Consider the following 12,540-nt stretch of genomic DNA (forward strand, 5'->3'; position numbering starts at 1 on the left):
GACTCAGCGGTCGCGATCCTTTTCACAAGCGGGTAAACTTCCTGACTTGTTTCGGCCCCGCCTCACAAGGGTACTGTCGGGACACAAGACCCTGGCTATCCGCCGGGGTTTTTATTGGGCGCGAATCTGCCTGCCCGCCATAGGCGCTATGTGCAGGCTTCCCCCTGTGCTGCGGCGGTGAGCAGGGGGCGGTATCATGGCGAGTTATTGGGGCCGTCGACCCAGCCGGCCAATGTCGCAATAGCGGGTCAATAAGGAATGTCTCGATCATGGATGTCAAAGCTGCGCAAGCGTATCTGTTGAGCAAGCCGGAAGCGCGCAAGGATTTCCCCTTCGGCCCGGATGTGGCGGTGATGAAGGTGCGGGACAAGATGTTTGCGACGCTGGGGGAAGAGCAGGGCGAAGGACGCATGAATCTCAAATGCGACCCGGACCAGGCCCTGGCGCTGCGGGATATTTTCGAGGCCGTGATCCCCGGCTACCACATGAACAAGAAACACTGGAATACCATCAAGCTGGATGGCTCCATCCCGGAGGGGGAAATCCAGCGCATGATCGACCATTCCTATGCCCTGGTGGTGGGCGGCCTGCCGAAAAAAGTGCGCGAGGCCATGGCGGTAAGGCATGGTCGTGAGGCACTCTACGGACGACAGCAACAGGAGCATTAAGAGTGGCAGTGATTATTGGTGGTCTGATCGTTATCTGGCTTGGCCTTGGCATGGGCGCTGCCGCCCTGCGTTGGTTGGGCGTCGAACTGCATTACCCGGCCCGTCTGGCCGCGCCCCTGTTGTTGGCGCTGCTGGAAACCCTGCTGTTCCTGGTATTTGTCCCCGGTACCGACCTGTTGCCGGAGACCTGGGGCTGGCCTATGGCGGGTGGTCTGGTGGCAGCCGCCTGGCTGATCAATGGTGCAGTCAGCGGTCTGGATTGGTATCGCAACCGGCCGGTGAAAGAGTCTCCGGCGACGGAATAACCCCTCCCTTTCTGTAGGAGCGTCGCTGGCGGCGCGATTCCTGGCGTTGGTTATGCACTTCATGCACCCTACGGACCGCCCTCGCGGGCGTTACCTCCACTGCGTTCCGGTTCGCGCCGCCAGCGACGCTCCTACGGTTTGCGAAGTAGGCGCGTCTGCTTTGTGGTGAAAATTGCCTTTGCCTTAAAAACTACTCCACCCGGTAAATTCCATCACCCGATACACCCAGTACTTCCAGGTCGCTTCATCCGCGTACACCCCGTAATCGGTACTGTGTTTCTCCCCGTCACGATTTTCCCAGCGTCTGGCAAAGGCGGATCGGGCATCGACCATCAGGGAGTGATCCGTTTTTGCCAGCACTCGCACGCTGCTTTCCAGGTTCAGGTTGTCCAAATTGCGGCGGGTGAAGTTGGCGGAGCCGATAATGACCTCCGAGCGTTCAGCTCCTCTGCGTAACAACATCTTGGTATGGCACTGCTCGCCCTGGGTATTGCACCAGCGCACCTCGATACCTGCGGCACGAAGCTCCGCACCCACCTGACGGTTGGGGATGCCGTTTTTCTGGCGGCCGAAGGCATCCTTGTTGGGGTCCAGCAGAACGCGTATCGCCACACCTCGCTCATGGGCCGCCAACAGCGCCTTCACCAGGGGGCGGTGGGACAGGTAGAACACCGAGATATCCAGTGCCTCTCCGCCGCGGCTGCGCTCAACGGCGGCAAGCAGAGCATCACGGATGGCGCCTTCGGTGAGTACCTGAAGCTGAGCGGCAGCATCGTCGGACGTTGCGGGGCCGGGTGCTGCAGGCAGATTGGGCAGGCTGACGCCCGCCATTCTGGCCACGGCCAGCTCACTCTCCAGCAGCTGCGCAACAGCCGGACCCTGGAAGGTGATGCCCAGATTGCTGTGGGCGCTGCTGGCATCATGGGGGTTGGCAGTGGTGACCAGAGCGGTCCACCGGTCCCCTTCATCCACCACCAGGGTCTTGCGGTGGTTGGCCTTGAAGTTGAGCAGGGTCAGGTAGCTGCGCAGGGTGACTTGGCCCGGTCCCATGGGGTTGGGTAGCCAGCCGCCCTCATTGCTGTTGCCCAACCACTGACAGCAGACCCGCCAGATCCCCGACCAGCTCGGGTTGGAGTCGCGCAGGCGTGCCAGCGGCGTGGTGATCACTACCACGCCGGCGCCTTCCAGGCGCTCCAGGTGCTCGCTGTGCAGGCCGCCGTAGAGGGTGTTGATCGGATCGGTGATCAGGATGACCGGCAGAGCCGGTTGCTGCTGTTTCTTGGCCACCAGCGCCCGGGTCAGCTGCTCGGACAGAGGGCGGTAACTGGCATCGTCGGCGCCCTGAAAGGCATTGAACAAGAACATGTCCACTACCACCAGTTGTCGGGCCTGGCCGATCAACCGCAGGGCCTCGTCGAAAATGCGCTGGCGCATGCCTCGGCCGCCATCGGCGGTTTCCCAGGTGTCATCTACCAGCAAGTTCAGGCCCATGGCGGGCAGCAACGGCGACTCATGGGCCAGCCCGTCCGGCAGGGGTTTGTAACGGTGCCAGAGGGCGCTGCAGGCGATCAGCGCCAGCAGCATGAGCAGGGCAAGTTTCAGTCGGATCATGGGCAGTCCATCGGTCGGAGTGCCATTACCTTAACAGGGTGTTGAAAAAGGCCCCAAGTGGCTTTTCATCGGTGGCTTTGGGGCACTAATCCTGACTGCCTATCTGATACTCTTTCAGGCTGCCATCCGCATCAAACGACATAATGGTCCCACCATTGAGTTGCACCGACTCCTGATTCAACGTTACCGCCGCATCCCCCATCACCCCGTCGTTAAATCGGTACACCGGCTTGGGGGCTTCGTTCAGGCAGTGGTCGCGGAAACCGGCCTTGGCCTGCAGCACGCTGTCCCGAGCGCTTTGCCAGCCTTTTATCGCCTTGTCCCCGTGGCGCTGGCGCAGCATGGCTTCGGTGACCGTGGCGGACAGAGCCACGGCGGTGGCGTTGTTGCCGCCAAAGCCTTTCGAATTGATCAGGCTGGCCTGCAGGTCGTCGCGCGGCACATGGTCCATGGCAAAGTCCAGGTGCTGGCGGTGCACATCGTCGGCGATGTGATCGATGGTGCGGATGCCAGGCAGTACGCCCTGGGCAAAACTGCCCAGGGCCGCAGCCAGCTGATCGCCACCGGCACTGCCCAGCGAGTGTCCCACAAACGCCTTGATGGCGATGACCGGCCAGTGGCGCACGCCGAAGGCCTCGGCCACCCGGTCCAGAATCACTGATTCGGTGACCCGGTTCTGAGGGGTGCCGGTGCCGTGGGCGTGGACAAAGCTGTGCTCGCGCAGGCCCTGTTCGCCGATCAGCTGGCGGGTCAGGGCGGCGGCCTTGCCCACGGTCAGGTAGTTGCCCACGCCGGGGGCGGAAATGGATTTCTTGGCGCCGTCCGCATGAATGAACACATCCGGCACCGCGCCGAGAATATCGGCCCCCAGCTCTAGGGCCAGGGCGTCATCCATCAGCACGGTGAACTGGGCGGACTCGGCCATGGTAAAGCCGCAGTTGTCGGAAAACGGCCGGCAGGCGCGGCGGACATCGGCCTGAGCCGCGCCATCCAGCGCTGCCAGATCCTGGTCTTCCGCCAGCGCGCCCATGGCCCGGTAACCTTCCATGATCTCCGCCACCAGCGGCGCTTCGCTGGTGCCGACGATGGCTACCCGCACCTTGCCGCTGCGGATGGCCTGCACCCCTTTTTCCAGGTTGTAGAGGAAGGTGGCGCAGGCGCCCAGCATGCCGCCGGTGGTGCCCACGGAGTGCAGCACATAGGCGTTGAGGAAATCCGCGGTCATCTCGCCCAGGCCCAGTGGCACCTGCTTGGAGGTAATGCGCTGGCCGTTGGGCGGGAAACGCATGACGCCGCCCAGGCCGTTGTCGTCCAGCTGCGACATGGCGTTGCTGGCGTACACGGCCACCTGATCCGGGCGCACCTTGGAGGCCACGGTGGCCCAGTCCATGCCCAGATCCCCCAGCGCATCGCTGATGCCGAAGATGGCCATCTGCAGGGCGCGGGGGTGATTGCGCGAGGCATACAGGGCGCCGGGGTCGAAGCCGTCCGGCAGTTGCCCGGCGGCACTGACCCGACGCGGCGCATCATGGGGGACACGCAGGTCCAGCCCCGCAGGCAGGGTCACCCAGCTGCGGCGCTTGTCGATAGGGGAGACCTGCCAGCCCGCGGGTAGCGAGTCAGGCAGGTCCATGTTGCGCATTTCCAGGGTAACGGGAATGTCACTGGTGCCGCTGATGGCGGCGTGGAGGCGGTGAGAGTCGGGCAGGGCACGGATCAGGGTAGCGGCCAGCTGGCTGTCCGGGCTGCGACCGGTCAACTGGCCCAGCGAACTCAGGGTGTCCTGGCGGCCGGTATCCGGCAGGGCCTCGAAAATCAGTCGCTGAAAGCCGAAATGCAGGGCGCTACGGCCGGCCGCATTGATGCCGCCCATGGCGGTAATAACGGGTAATGCTGACATGGTGCTCCCGGGCCTGTGCCCAACCCAAAACGATGACTAGCCGGTCAGAGTACAGGTGAAACCCGGTTTTGCGTATACGACGGAGGGCGAATCCGGTCAGGAAAGTGCAACAGAGTTTGAAAATGAAAGCGGATGTTTCGGGGTTGGGTAAGGACGAACCGTTGAAGCTTTGCTCGCAAGGCGAATTGTCGAAACGCGCAAGGGTATGACCCCATTTCGCCTTGCGAGCAAGGCTCCAACAAAAAACGGGGCCCGAAGGCCCCGTTTTTGTCTGGCATCAAGCGTCAGGCTTGTTACACCAGCTCGACGGCCACCGCAGTGGCTTCACCACCGCCGATGCACAGGCTGGCCACACCGCGCTTGCCGCCGGTGCGCTTGAGCGCGTGGATCAGGGTGAGAATGATGCGTGAGCCGGTGGAGCCCACCGGGTGGCCCAGGGCACAGGCGCCACCGTGGATGTTCACCTTGTCGTGGGGAATGCCCAGGTCGATCATCGGCATCATTGCTACCATGGCGAAGGCTTCGTTGATCTCGAACAGATCCACGTCGTCCACGGTCCAACCAGCTTTCTTCATTACCGCTTCGGTGGCACCGATGGGGGCAATGGTGAACTCGCTAGGGTGTTTGCTGTTGGTGGCGTGGGCCAGGATGCGGGCCAGCGGTTTCAGGCCACGCTCATTGGCCACGGACTCGCGGGCCAGTACCAGTGCAGAGCCGCCATCGGAGATGGAGCTGGCGTTGGCGGCGGTCACGGTGCCGTCTTTGGCGAAGGCCGGACGCAGGGTCGGGATCTTGTCGATGTTGGCGTTGCCGGGCTGCTCGTCGGTGTCCACCACGGTTTCACCTTTACGAGTCTTCACGGTCACCGGCACGATCTCATCTTTGAACCAGCCGTTGTCGATGGCGGCCTGGGCGCGTTTCAGGGATTCGATGGCGTAGTTGTCCATGTCTTCCCGGCTAATGGAACGCTTGTCCGCCACTTCTTGGGCGAAGGAGCCCATCAGGCGGCCGGTTTCGGCATCTTCCAGCCCGTCCAGGAACATGTGGTCATAGACCTGACCATGACCCATGCGCATGCCGCTGCGGGCCTTGTCCAGCACATAGGGAGCATTGGTCATGGATTCCATGCCACCGGAAACGACGATGTCGTTGGTGCCGGCCTTGATGGAATCGTAGGCGAACATGGTGGCTTTCATGCCGGAACCACACAGCTTGTTGATGGTGGTGGCACCGGTGTTGTCCGGCAGGCCAGCCAGACGCATGGCCTGGCGGGCTGGGCCCTGCTTGAGGCCAGCGGGCAGTACACAGCCCATGATGACTTCCTGTACGTCTTCCGGCTTCAGGCCGGCACGGGACACGGCTTCACGGATAGAGGCGGCGCCCAGTTCGGGAGCGGAGACCGCAGACAGGGAACCCTGGAAGCCACCCATGGCAGTACGGGCACCATTTACAATTACTACAGCATCATCAGACATCGTTTTCTCCTGCCAGCATGCAGTTATCAAAATTTGGGGCGCATTGTACTTGAAACAAGGGGGAGACACCCCATCTCACAGGGACCTGCCGGTCACGGATCAGGCATTGGCGATAGGATTCGTCTATTGCAGCCAAAGGCAATCATGGTAAACCCCCGGTCCGTGGTGGAGATTGCCGCCGGTAGCTTGTTATTATCATTCAGCCGTTGGCGGCAGGCATGCCGTCAGCGGGGAATTTCTTTCTGTTGCCAAGCCGCAACAGAACAACATGATGTCAGGGGAAATGACTATGGCTTTTGAATTACCGCCGCTTCCGTTCGAGAAAAATGCACTGGAACCGCATATCTCTGCAGAGACGCTCGAGTACCATCACGGCAAGCACCACAATGCCTATGTGACCAAGCTGAACGAGATGGTTGCCGGCACCGACAACGAAGGCAAATCCCTGGAAGAGATCATCAAGAGCGCTGAAGGCGGTCTGTTCAACCAGGCCGCCCAGGTCTGGAACCACACCTTCTACTGGAACAGCCTGAGCCCCAACGGCGGTGGCGCTCCCACCGGCGACCTGGCTGCGGCCATCGACACTGCCTTCGGTTCCTTCGACGAGTTCAAATCCCAGTTCAACGCCAAAGCGACCGGTAACTTCGGTTCCGGCTGGACCTGGCTGGTGAAGAACAGCGATGGCAGCCTGGAAATCGTCAACACTGACGATGCGGATACCCCGATCGCTCACGACAAGGGCCAGACCCCGCTGTTCACCGTGGACGTATGGGAGCACGCCTACTACGTGGATTACCGCAATGCCCGTCCCAAGTATCTGGAATCCATCTGGAACCTGATCAACTGGGACTTTGCCGCCAGCAACTTTGCCGGCTAAGACGGGTTATCCCCTCTCGGGATACCGTTCAGGTAACGAAAAAGGCCGCTTTTGCGGCCTTTTTCGTGTCTATCTGGCGGCGATGAGGGAAGTTTGGTAGCGTCCTCGGCCCGGGATATTGTCGGGCTTTGTGTGGTCCAACCGGCAGGTTAATCAAAATAACAGGTGCGATATGCGTTTTTTGGGAATCTTTTTTCTTGTCATGGGGTTGTGGGCAACGGGTGCCATGGCCGAAGAGCTGGCGTCTGCCTCCACCGAGGAGCAGGCAAAGAAAAGCCCTGATCAGCAAGCCATGGACCAGCTGGCAGAGGCTGGGTTGCGCCAGGCATTGCAGGCCATCCAGCGCTCCGGTGGGCTCTATCCTTTCGGCTTGATCCAGTCCGGTGAGACGGTACAGGCAGTAGGCTATTCCGGTGATAAAGAGGATGCTCCCAGCGCCGAAGAGTGGGCTCAGGGCCTGTTCATGCAGCTGCGCAAGATCGGCAAGGAGCAGCCGGATATCGAGCTGATGGGCCTGTTCCGTCTGCATGACATCACCGGTGATAACGGCGAAAAAATCACCGGGGTTTGGGCCCAGGTGGATCACCGTGACGTGCGCCCCTGGGTGATCTTCCTGCCGTTGATCAAGAACGACGCAGGAAAGCACGAGCTGGGCGACATGGTGTACTACGCCACCGAACAGCCGTTGTTCGAGAAGAGCGGAGAATAAGTTTTTATATACAGGCAATAATGGGCGCTGTTCGGCAGCGCAGCGGTGCCCCCCCATGGCACTATCTATCAATCGCCATCAATCAGGCTATTAGCCGGGATTGCAGGACACAGGAATGACGCGAGATCGTGAAGTAAATCTGGGTAATCTGAATGATGTCTCCGTGGATGACCATGGTGATGCGGGTCGCCGGCCCTCTTCCGCAGGCAACAACAAGCCGTCCGGCAAGGGCGCGGGGAAGCCGCCCAAGGCCCCAAAAAAAACACCGCCAGCCTCCCATGGTAGCGGCGGTGGCTGGATGATTGCCTGCCTGGTGCTGGTGGTACTGATCGCCGTCATGGGCGTCTGGTTCCAGAAACAGATGACCGTGCTGCAGACACAGATGGACGAGCGCATCTCGGAATCCAGCCAAGAGCTGGGCAACCTCCAGTCCCGGTTGTCTGCCACCGACGAGAGCCTGAACCAGTCCTCCGACAAGCTGCTGGATACGGTTCGCACCCAGGGCAAGAAGCTGGAAGAAAACAACACTGAAATCCGCAAACTCTGGGATCTGAGCAACAAGCGTAACCGGGCGGATATTGACGAGCAGAGCAAGAAGTTGACCGCCTTGTCCGCCACCCTCAATGAGGTAAAAAAGGCCCAGGCTGGCGTGGATGGCAAACTGCAGGGCATCAGCAAGGACACCGCCGCCCTGAAGAAGCAGGTGGACAGTGCGGTGACCGCAGTGAACAAGAGCAGTGAGCAGTGGCAGACCCGTATCAGCCAGATGCAGACCCAGGTAGATGTGTTGGCGGAAAACATCAATCAACTGGAAAGCCAGCAGCAAAGCCTGAAAAACGGTCTTGCCAAGCTGGAGAAAGCCCAGGCCGGGCTGGCATCGCTGAAGGACCGGGTGGATGATACGGAAGCAGCGGTTGCTGCTTTTGATGCCTATCGGCTGCAGGTAAACAGCCGTTTGGATAAACTGGAAGGGCGCTGATAGACCACGGGGGGTGGTGATCAGCTAAAAACAACAAGTAAAAGAGCGTCTTGCCATGGCCAAGTTGCCGGAAAGTAAAGAACGGCGTTTACAGGGGCTGAATCAGGATGTGCTGGCGGTAGCCACCCCAGTACCGGGGCCGGACCTAGAGCCGGTGACGCTGGGGCCCCAGAAAAAACACAAACCGATATCGGTCAGCGAAGGCGGCCATTCCGGCTTGCTGTGGTTGTCGCTGGTGCTGGCGGTCATCGCCCTGTTGCTGGCCGCCAGCCAGTGGTTGGCCAACAGCGAAACCAGCCGTGAGCTCAGCGAATTGCGACAGCAATACTATCAGCTGGCCTCCGAACGCCAGGGGCAGGAAGACGCACGCAGTGTTGAAAAAGCGCCCGCCCTGTACTCAACCGAGGCCGCCCCCGGTAATGCGGCGGTGACCAGCCTGCGTGACGATCTGCGCGAGCTGAATGCCAAGGTACGCGGGCTTACCGTGGCCCTGGCCAAGCAGCGTAACAGCAGCCAGGAGAGCGCTGAGCTGGCCACTCGCCTGGACGACATGGACAGTAGACTGAAAGGCCTGTCCTCACGGATCAGCAGCCTGGCCGACCGACCGCAACCGGCCACCACCCCCGTGGCACAACCGGTATCAGACAACAGTGCCGAGGTGTCCGCCCTGGCGGGCAAGGTAGCGAAAATCGACAAGGACCTGCAGGCGCTCTACCGGATTCTCCAGGGCGGCTGATCCCGCTGGTAATTAACGATTAGCCTGCTAGAATAGCCGCCCATTGCGCCAGTGGTGGAATTGGTAGACACGCCAGATTTAGGTTCTGGTGCCGAGAGGTGTGGGGGTTCAACTCCCTCCTGGCGCACCATCTCAAAGAAAGGCCGTAACAGCGTTGCTGTTACGGCCTTTTGTTTTTTGGCATCTTTGGTCGCGGGACATCCGGGTCAGGGTCGCTATCAAGTTAATGTATTCCTTGCCAGTTTTTACTTTCTTTTCATACCGTTCACGTCTCAAATCCATAACATGCCCCCTTGTCGAATCCGCTAATCGGGGAAGGGTATGCGGTATTACCTCAGCAAGATCATGGCCGATGACGACACCTGGGAAATCCACACGGTGAATTGTCAGCAGTTGCCAAATGAAAACGATCAGCGCATTTACCTGGGGGATTTCACTCACTGTATTCACGCCTTGCCGGTGGCCAAGCTGTATTTCCGCACTCTGCGCTTTTGCCCGGAATGCTCCTTGCACGCTTAGGGCGGCACTTGCGAGTTCGCCTTGCCCCGGGTAGAACTAAAGGGGAGGTGGCATTATGCGAGTGCACACACAAGACAGGAACCGAAAGACCGGCCAGTTTCCGGCGGCACGAAAGCTTGAAGCCGACCGCGTGCGGCTGCTGGCGCTGGTGGCGTTGGCGGTGGGGGCGTTGGTGTTGGGCGGGTTAATCCACGCCGAGGGCCAGGCGGCACACGGTTCCCTGCATGAGATCAAGGCGTCGCTGATCGCGGCGGTGGACTCACTCTAGGCAATACGAGGGAGGTCGCCCGGCAAACCTCCCCGCGTTACCTGACTAAAGCGCGTTTTGTACCGTTACAGGCGTGGTCACTAACGCCGTGTCCAGCACCTGGCGGCGGCGAGCAGGGTCCATCATATTGAAACCAAAGGCTTTCAGGTCGTCCGCATTGGGCTCCAGACGAATCACTCTCTTGCCCGCCTTTTCCAGTTTGTTCACTTCCCGATCCACGATACCGGTCATGTAACGGCGTACCCGCCGTTCGATGACTGCCAGGGGCGAGCGGGGCTTGTCCGGTTGCCGTGAGGCCATGGGGGCAAGAATGATGACCTCGTCCACGGCGCTGTCCACCAGCAGATCCGCCGAGGTGGGGGAGGCCACGCCGCCGTCGATGTAGTTGCGGTTGCCCAGGCTTACCGGTGGGCACCAGAAGGGCACCCCGTAGGACGCACAGACCGCGTCGCGGATGTGGGCCCGCGGTGCGCCGCCTTTACCGAAAGCCACTCGTTTGCCGCTGGTGGTATCCACAGCCATGATCCAGGTGGCCGGATGGGCTACCCAGTCTGCGCCCCCCGTAGCGTCGTCAACCAAGCGCCGGAAAGGTGTCATATCGAACTGGCCCCGGGGCAGTAGTCCGCAGAAGGCGGTCAATGGGGAGACGTCTCCACGTAAGCCTTTCAGGGCAAGTTTGGCGCCGGTGAGGCTGGCCGCGGGTAGCGGTGGCAAGGCGCCGCCGGTATCGCTGTCGTGATCCCAGCGACATTGTTGACGGGTGCCCTGCTGACAGGACAGCAGCTGATCCACGCTAATGCCGCTGCCCAGTAGGGTGGCCAGCACCGCCCCTGCCGAGGTGCCGATGAGGATGTCTGCGTCACGGGCGTCCCAGCCCAGTTGCTGCTCGAGATGGTGCAGGGCGGCGATGGACCAGGCGCCGCCAGCGACGCCGCCACAGCCCAGAACCAGGGCGCGACGGGGAGATGGGGTGTTGTTTGTCATGATTCTGGCCTGTTCACATTAAAAGACGGGTTGGGTGGCGGCTGTGAGCGAGTAGTTTTCCGCATCAAAGTGCTTGAGCAGACGCTGCATTTCCAGGGTGCTCCAGGGGAAGCCCACGCTGTTAAAGCCGTTCTTGTCCAGGTAGTAGCTGGAGCAGCCGCCGGTGTTCCAGACCGTGCCCTGCAGGTCTTTCTGGACCTTGCGGTTGTAGGTTTTCTGGCTGTCGGCGTTCACTTCCACCCGGCTCAGTTGCTGGTCGCGCATGGTTTGCAGGGTACTGAGGATATAGTTGATCTGCGCCTCGATGACGATAAAGGCGGAGTTGTGGCCGATACCAAGATTCGGGCCCAGCACCATGAAAGCGTTCGGCAGGCCGGCGATGGTGGTACCCCGGTAGGCCTGCATGCCGTCCTTCCAGAGCTGGCTGAGCGACTCGCCCGCATCGTTGAAGATGTGATCGGCAATGGGCGGCTCGGTGACGAAGAACCCGGTACCCAGAATGATCGTGTCCACCTCGCACTCGCTGCCGTCCTGACCCACCAGCGTATTGCCGCGCACTTCCCGCAGGCCGGTGGCGAACACATCCACATTGTCCTGATTGAGTGCCGGGTAATACTGGTTACTCATCAGTACCCGCTTGCAGCCCAGAGTGTAATCCGGGGTCAGTTTCTCGCGCAGGGCAGGGTCCTTGATGGCCAGGCGGATATGCGCCTCGCCCATTTTCTGGATCTGTCGCAGCAGCGCCGGTTTGCGAAAGCCGATACCGAAGGCTTCAAAGCCGCCGTAAAGGGTCTTGCGCCAAGCGTTCAGGGTGAACGGCAGGCGGAAGAAGTTTTCCTCGATTTTGGGGATGGGGTGATCCGGCTTGGGCAGCACCCATTGCGGGGTGCGCTGGAACAGGGTGAGCTGTTGTACCTTGGGCTGAATTTCCGGCACGAACTGGATCGCCGAGGCGCCGGTGCCGATCACCGCCACCTTCTCGCCGCTCAGGTCGTGATCATGGTCCCAGCGGGAAGAATGGAACAGCTTGCCCTGAAAATCCTTCAGGCCGGGGATGTTGGGAATGATCGGCTCGTGCAGATAGCCGGAGCAGGCCACCACGGTGCGGGCCAGGTAGAGCTGATCGCCGGTCTGCACTTCCCAGAGGTTTTTGCTTTCCCGCCATTGGGCCCGATCTACCGCCTGATTGAAGCGAATAAAACCGGGAATGTTGTGGCGGTTAGCAGTGTCGCGGACATAGTCGAGAATTTCCGCCTGCCCGGCGAAGGCCCGGCTCCAGTCCGGTTTCTGGGCGAAGGAATAGGAATACAACGCCGAGGGCACATCGCAGGCGCAGCCCGGGTAGGTGTTGTCCCGCCAGGTGCCGCCCAGGTCGGCGGCTTTTTCCAGGATTACAAAGTTACCGAACCCGGCTTCCTTTAGGCGAATGGCCAGGCCAATGCCGCTGATGCCGGCGCCCACAATCAGGACGTCGTAAATGGGAGTGTTGGCTTGCTGTGTCATGGGAGA

Annotated in this window: 13 protein-coding genes and 1 tRNA gene; 9 read left to right on the forward strand and 5 right to left on the reverse strand. The window is 60.8% G+C overall.

The genetic code is table 11. From position 1 onward, the window contains the following. Window positions 1-269: 269 nt before the first annotated feature. Both KZ772_RS17525 and KZ772_RS17530 read left to right on the forward strand, forming a co-directional pair. Complete coding sequence (locus KZ772_RS17525) at window positions 270-668, forward strand: MmcQ/YjbR family DNA-binding protein (RefSeq protein WP_290537711.1); 399 nt, start codon at window positions 270-272, stop codon at window positions 666-668. A gap of 2 nt (window positions 669-670) precedes the next feature. Next, complete coding sequence (locus KZ772_RS17530; RefSeq protein ID WP_290537712.1) at window positions 671-973, forward strand: hypothetical protein; 303 nt, start codon at window positions 671-673, stop codon at window positions 971-973. Window positions 974-1,156: 183 nt separating this feature from the next. On the opposite strand, the gene KZ772_RS17535 is transcribed toward KZ772_RS17530, so the two are convergent. From KZ772_RS17535 to KZ772_RS17545, 3 genes are all read right to left on the reverse strand, one after another. Further along, window positions 1,157-2,584: a phospholipase D family protein gene (locus KZ772_RS17535; RefSeq protein WP_290537713.1), complete on the reverse strand. Its 1,428-nt coding sequence runs from the start codon at window positions 2,582-2,584 to the stop codon at window positions 1,157-1,159. An 85-nt stretch (window positions 2,585-2,669) separates the two neighbouring features. Then, a complete protein-coding gene (locus tag KZ772_RS17540) occupies window positions 2,670-4,484 on the reverse strand; it encodes a beta-ketoacyl synthase (RefSeq protein WP_290537714.1) in 1,815 nt (604 codons plus the stop codon). A gap of 293 nt (window positions 4,485-4,777) precedes the next feature. Then, window positions 4,778-5,959, reverse strand: a complete 1,182-nt coding sequence (locus tag KZ772_RS17545) for an acetyl-CoA C-acyltransferase (RefSeq protein ID WP_290537715.1) — start codon at window positions 5,957-5,959, stop codon at window positions 4,778-4,780. A gap of 289 nt (window positions 5,960-6,248) precedes the next feature. Here KZ772_RS17545 and KZ772_RS17550 point away from each other — a divergent pair, with 289 nt between their 5' ends. From KZ772_RS17550 to KZ772_RS17580, 7 genes are all read left to right on the forward strand, one after another. Beyond that, window positions 6,249-6,836 (forward strand): Fe-Mn family superoxide dismutase, encoded by a 588-nt coding sequence (locus KZ772_RS17550; RefSeq protein WP_290537716.1) that lies wholly within the window; start codon window positions 6,249-6,251, stop codon window positions 6,834-6,836. Window positions 6,837-7,008: 172 nt separating this feature from the next. Beyond that, a complete protein-coding gene (locus KZ772_RS17555) occupies window positions 7,009-7,545 on the forward strand; it encodes a hypothetical protein (protein ID WP_290537717.1) in 537 nt (178 codons plus the stop codon). A gap of 115 nt (window positions 7,546-7,660) precedes the next feature. Continuing rightward, entirely contained in the window at window positions 7,661-8,524 is an 864-nt protein-coding gene (locus KZ772_RS17560; protein ID WP_290537718.1) for a hypothetical protein, read from the forward strand. Between the two features lie 55 nt (window positions 8,525-8,579). Beyond that, entirely contained in the window at window positions 8,580-9,260 is a 681-nt protein-coding gene (locus KZ772_RS17565) for a hypothetical protein (RefSeq protein ID WP_290537719.1), read from the forward strand. Between the two features lie 45 nt (window positions 9,261-9,305). Next, a tRNA-Leu gene (locus tag KZ772_RS17570) sits at window positions 9,306-9,390 on the forward strand. A gap of 191 nt (window positions 9,391-9,581) precedes the next feature. Further along, entirely contained in the window at window positions 9,582-9,779 is a 198-nt protein-coding gene (locus tag KZ772_RS17575) for a hypothetical protein (RefSeq protein WP_290537720.1), read from the forward strand. Window positions 9,780-9,834: 55 nt separating this feature from the next. Next, the gene (locus KZ772_RS17580) at window positions 9,835-10,047 is read left to right on the forward strand and encodes a hypothetical protein (RefSeq protein ID WP_290537721.1); all 213 of its coding nucleotides are present in this window, start codon (window positions 9,835-9,837) and stop codon (window positions 10,045-10,047) included. Window positions 10,048-10,092: 45 nt separating this feature from the next. Here KZ772_RS17580 and KZ772_RS17585 read toward each other — a convergent pair whose 3' ends face one another. Beyond that, window positions 10,093-11,031 carry a patatin-like phospholipase family protein gene (locus tag KZ772_RS17585; protein ID WP_290537722.1) on the reverse strand — a complete coding sequence of 313 codons (939 nt, stop codon included), beginning with the start codon at window positions 11,029-11,031 and terminating at the stop codon, window positions 10,093-10,095. An 18-nt stretch (window positions 11,032-11,049) separates the two neighbouring features. After that, entirely contained in the window at window positions 11,050-12,534 is a 1,485-nt protein-coding gene (locus KZ772_RS17590) for an NAD(P)/FAD-dependent oxidoreductase (RefSeq protein WP_290537723.1), read from the reverse strand. Between the last annotated feature and the right edge of the window lie 6 nt (window positions 12,535-12,540).

It is taken from the genome of Alcanivorax sp., from assembly GCF_019431375.1.
GTDB lineage: Bacteria > Pseudomonadota > Gammaproteobacteria > Pseudomonadales > Alcanivoracaceae > Alcanivorax > Alcanivorax jadensis_A.

What these genes read in the sequence shown, in the direction of transcription:
- KZ772_RS17525 (WP_290537711.1), top strand. Translation starts at nt 270, where the DNA reads ATGGATGTCAAAGCTGCGCAAGCGTATCTGTTGAGCAAGCCGGAAGCG.
- KZ772_RS17535 (WP_290537713.1), bottom strand. Translation starts at nt 2,584, where the DNA reads ATGATCCGACTGAAACTTGCCCTGCTCATGCTGCTGGCGCTGATCGCC.
- KZ772_RS17540 (WP_290537714.1), bottom strand. Translation starts at nt 4,484, where the DNA reads ATGTCAGCATTACCCGTTATTACCGCCATGGGCGGCATCAATGCGGCC.
- KZ772_RS17545 (WP_290537715.1), bottom strand. Translation starts at nt 5,959, where the DNA reads ATGTCTGATGATGCTGTAGTAATTGTAAATGGTGCCCGTACTGCCATG.
- KZ772_RS17550 (WP_290537716.1), top strand. Translation starts at nt 6,249, where the DNA reads ATGGCTTTTGAATTACCGCCGCTTCCGTTCGAGAAAAATGCACTGGAA.
- KZ772_RS17555 (WP_290537717.1), top strand. Translation starts at nt 7,009, where the DNA reads ATGCGTTTTTTGGGAATCTTTTTTCTTGTCATGGGGTTGTGGGCAACG.
- KZ772_RS17560 (WP_290537718.1), top strand. Translation starts at nt 7,661, where the DNA reads ATGACGCGAGATCGTGAAGTAAATCTGGGTAATCTGAATGATGTCTCC.
- KZ772_RS17565 (WP_290537719.1), top strand. Translation starts at nt 8,580, where the DNA reads ATGGCCAAGTTGCCGGAAAGTAAAGAACGGCGTTTACAGGGGCTGAAT.
- KZ772_RS17575 (WP_290537720.1), top strand. Translation starts at nt 9,582, where the DNA reads ATGCGGTATTACCTCAGCAAGATCATGGCCGATGACGACACCTGGGAA.
- KZ772_RS17580 (WP_290537721.1), top strand. Translation starts at nt 9,835, where the DNA reads ATGCGAGTGCACACACAAGACAGGAACCGAAAGACCGGCCAGTTTCCG.
- KZ772_RS17585 (WP_290537722.1), bottom strand. Translation starts at nt 11,031, where the DNA reads ATGACAAACAACACCCCATCTCCCCGTCGCGCCCTGGTTCTGGGCTGT.
- KZ772_RS17590 (WP_290537723.1), bottom strand. Translation starts at nt 12,534, where the DNA reads ATGACACAGCAAGCCAACACTCCCATTTACGACGTCCTGATTGTGGGC.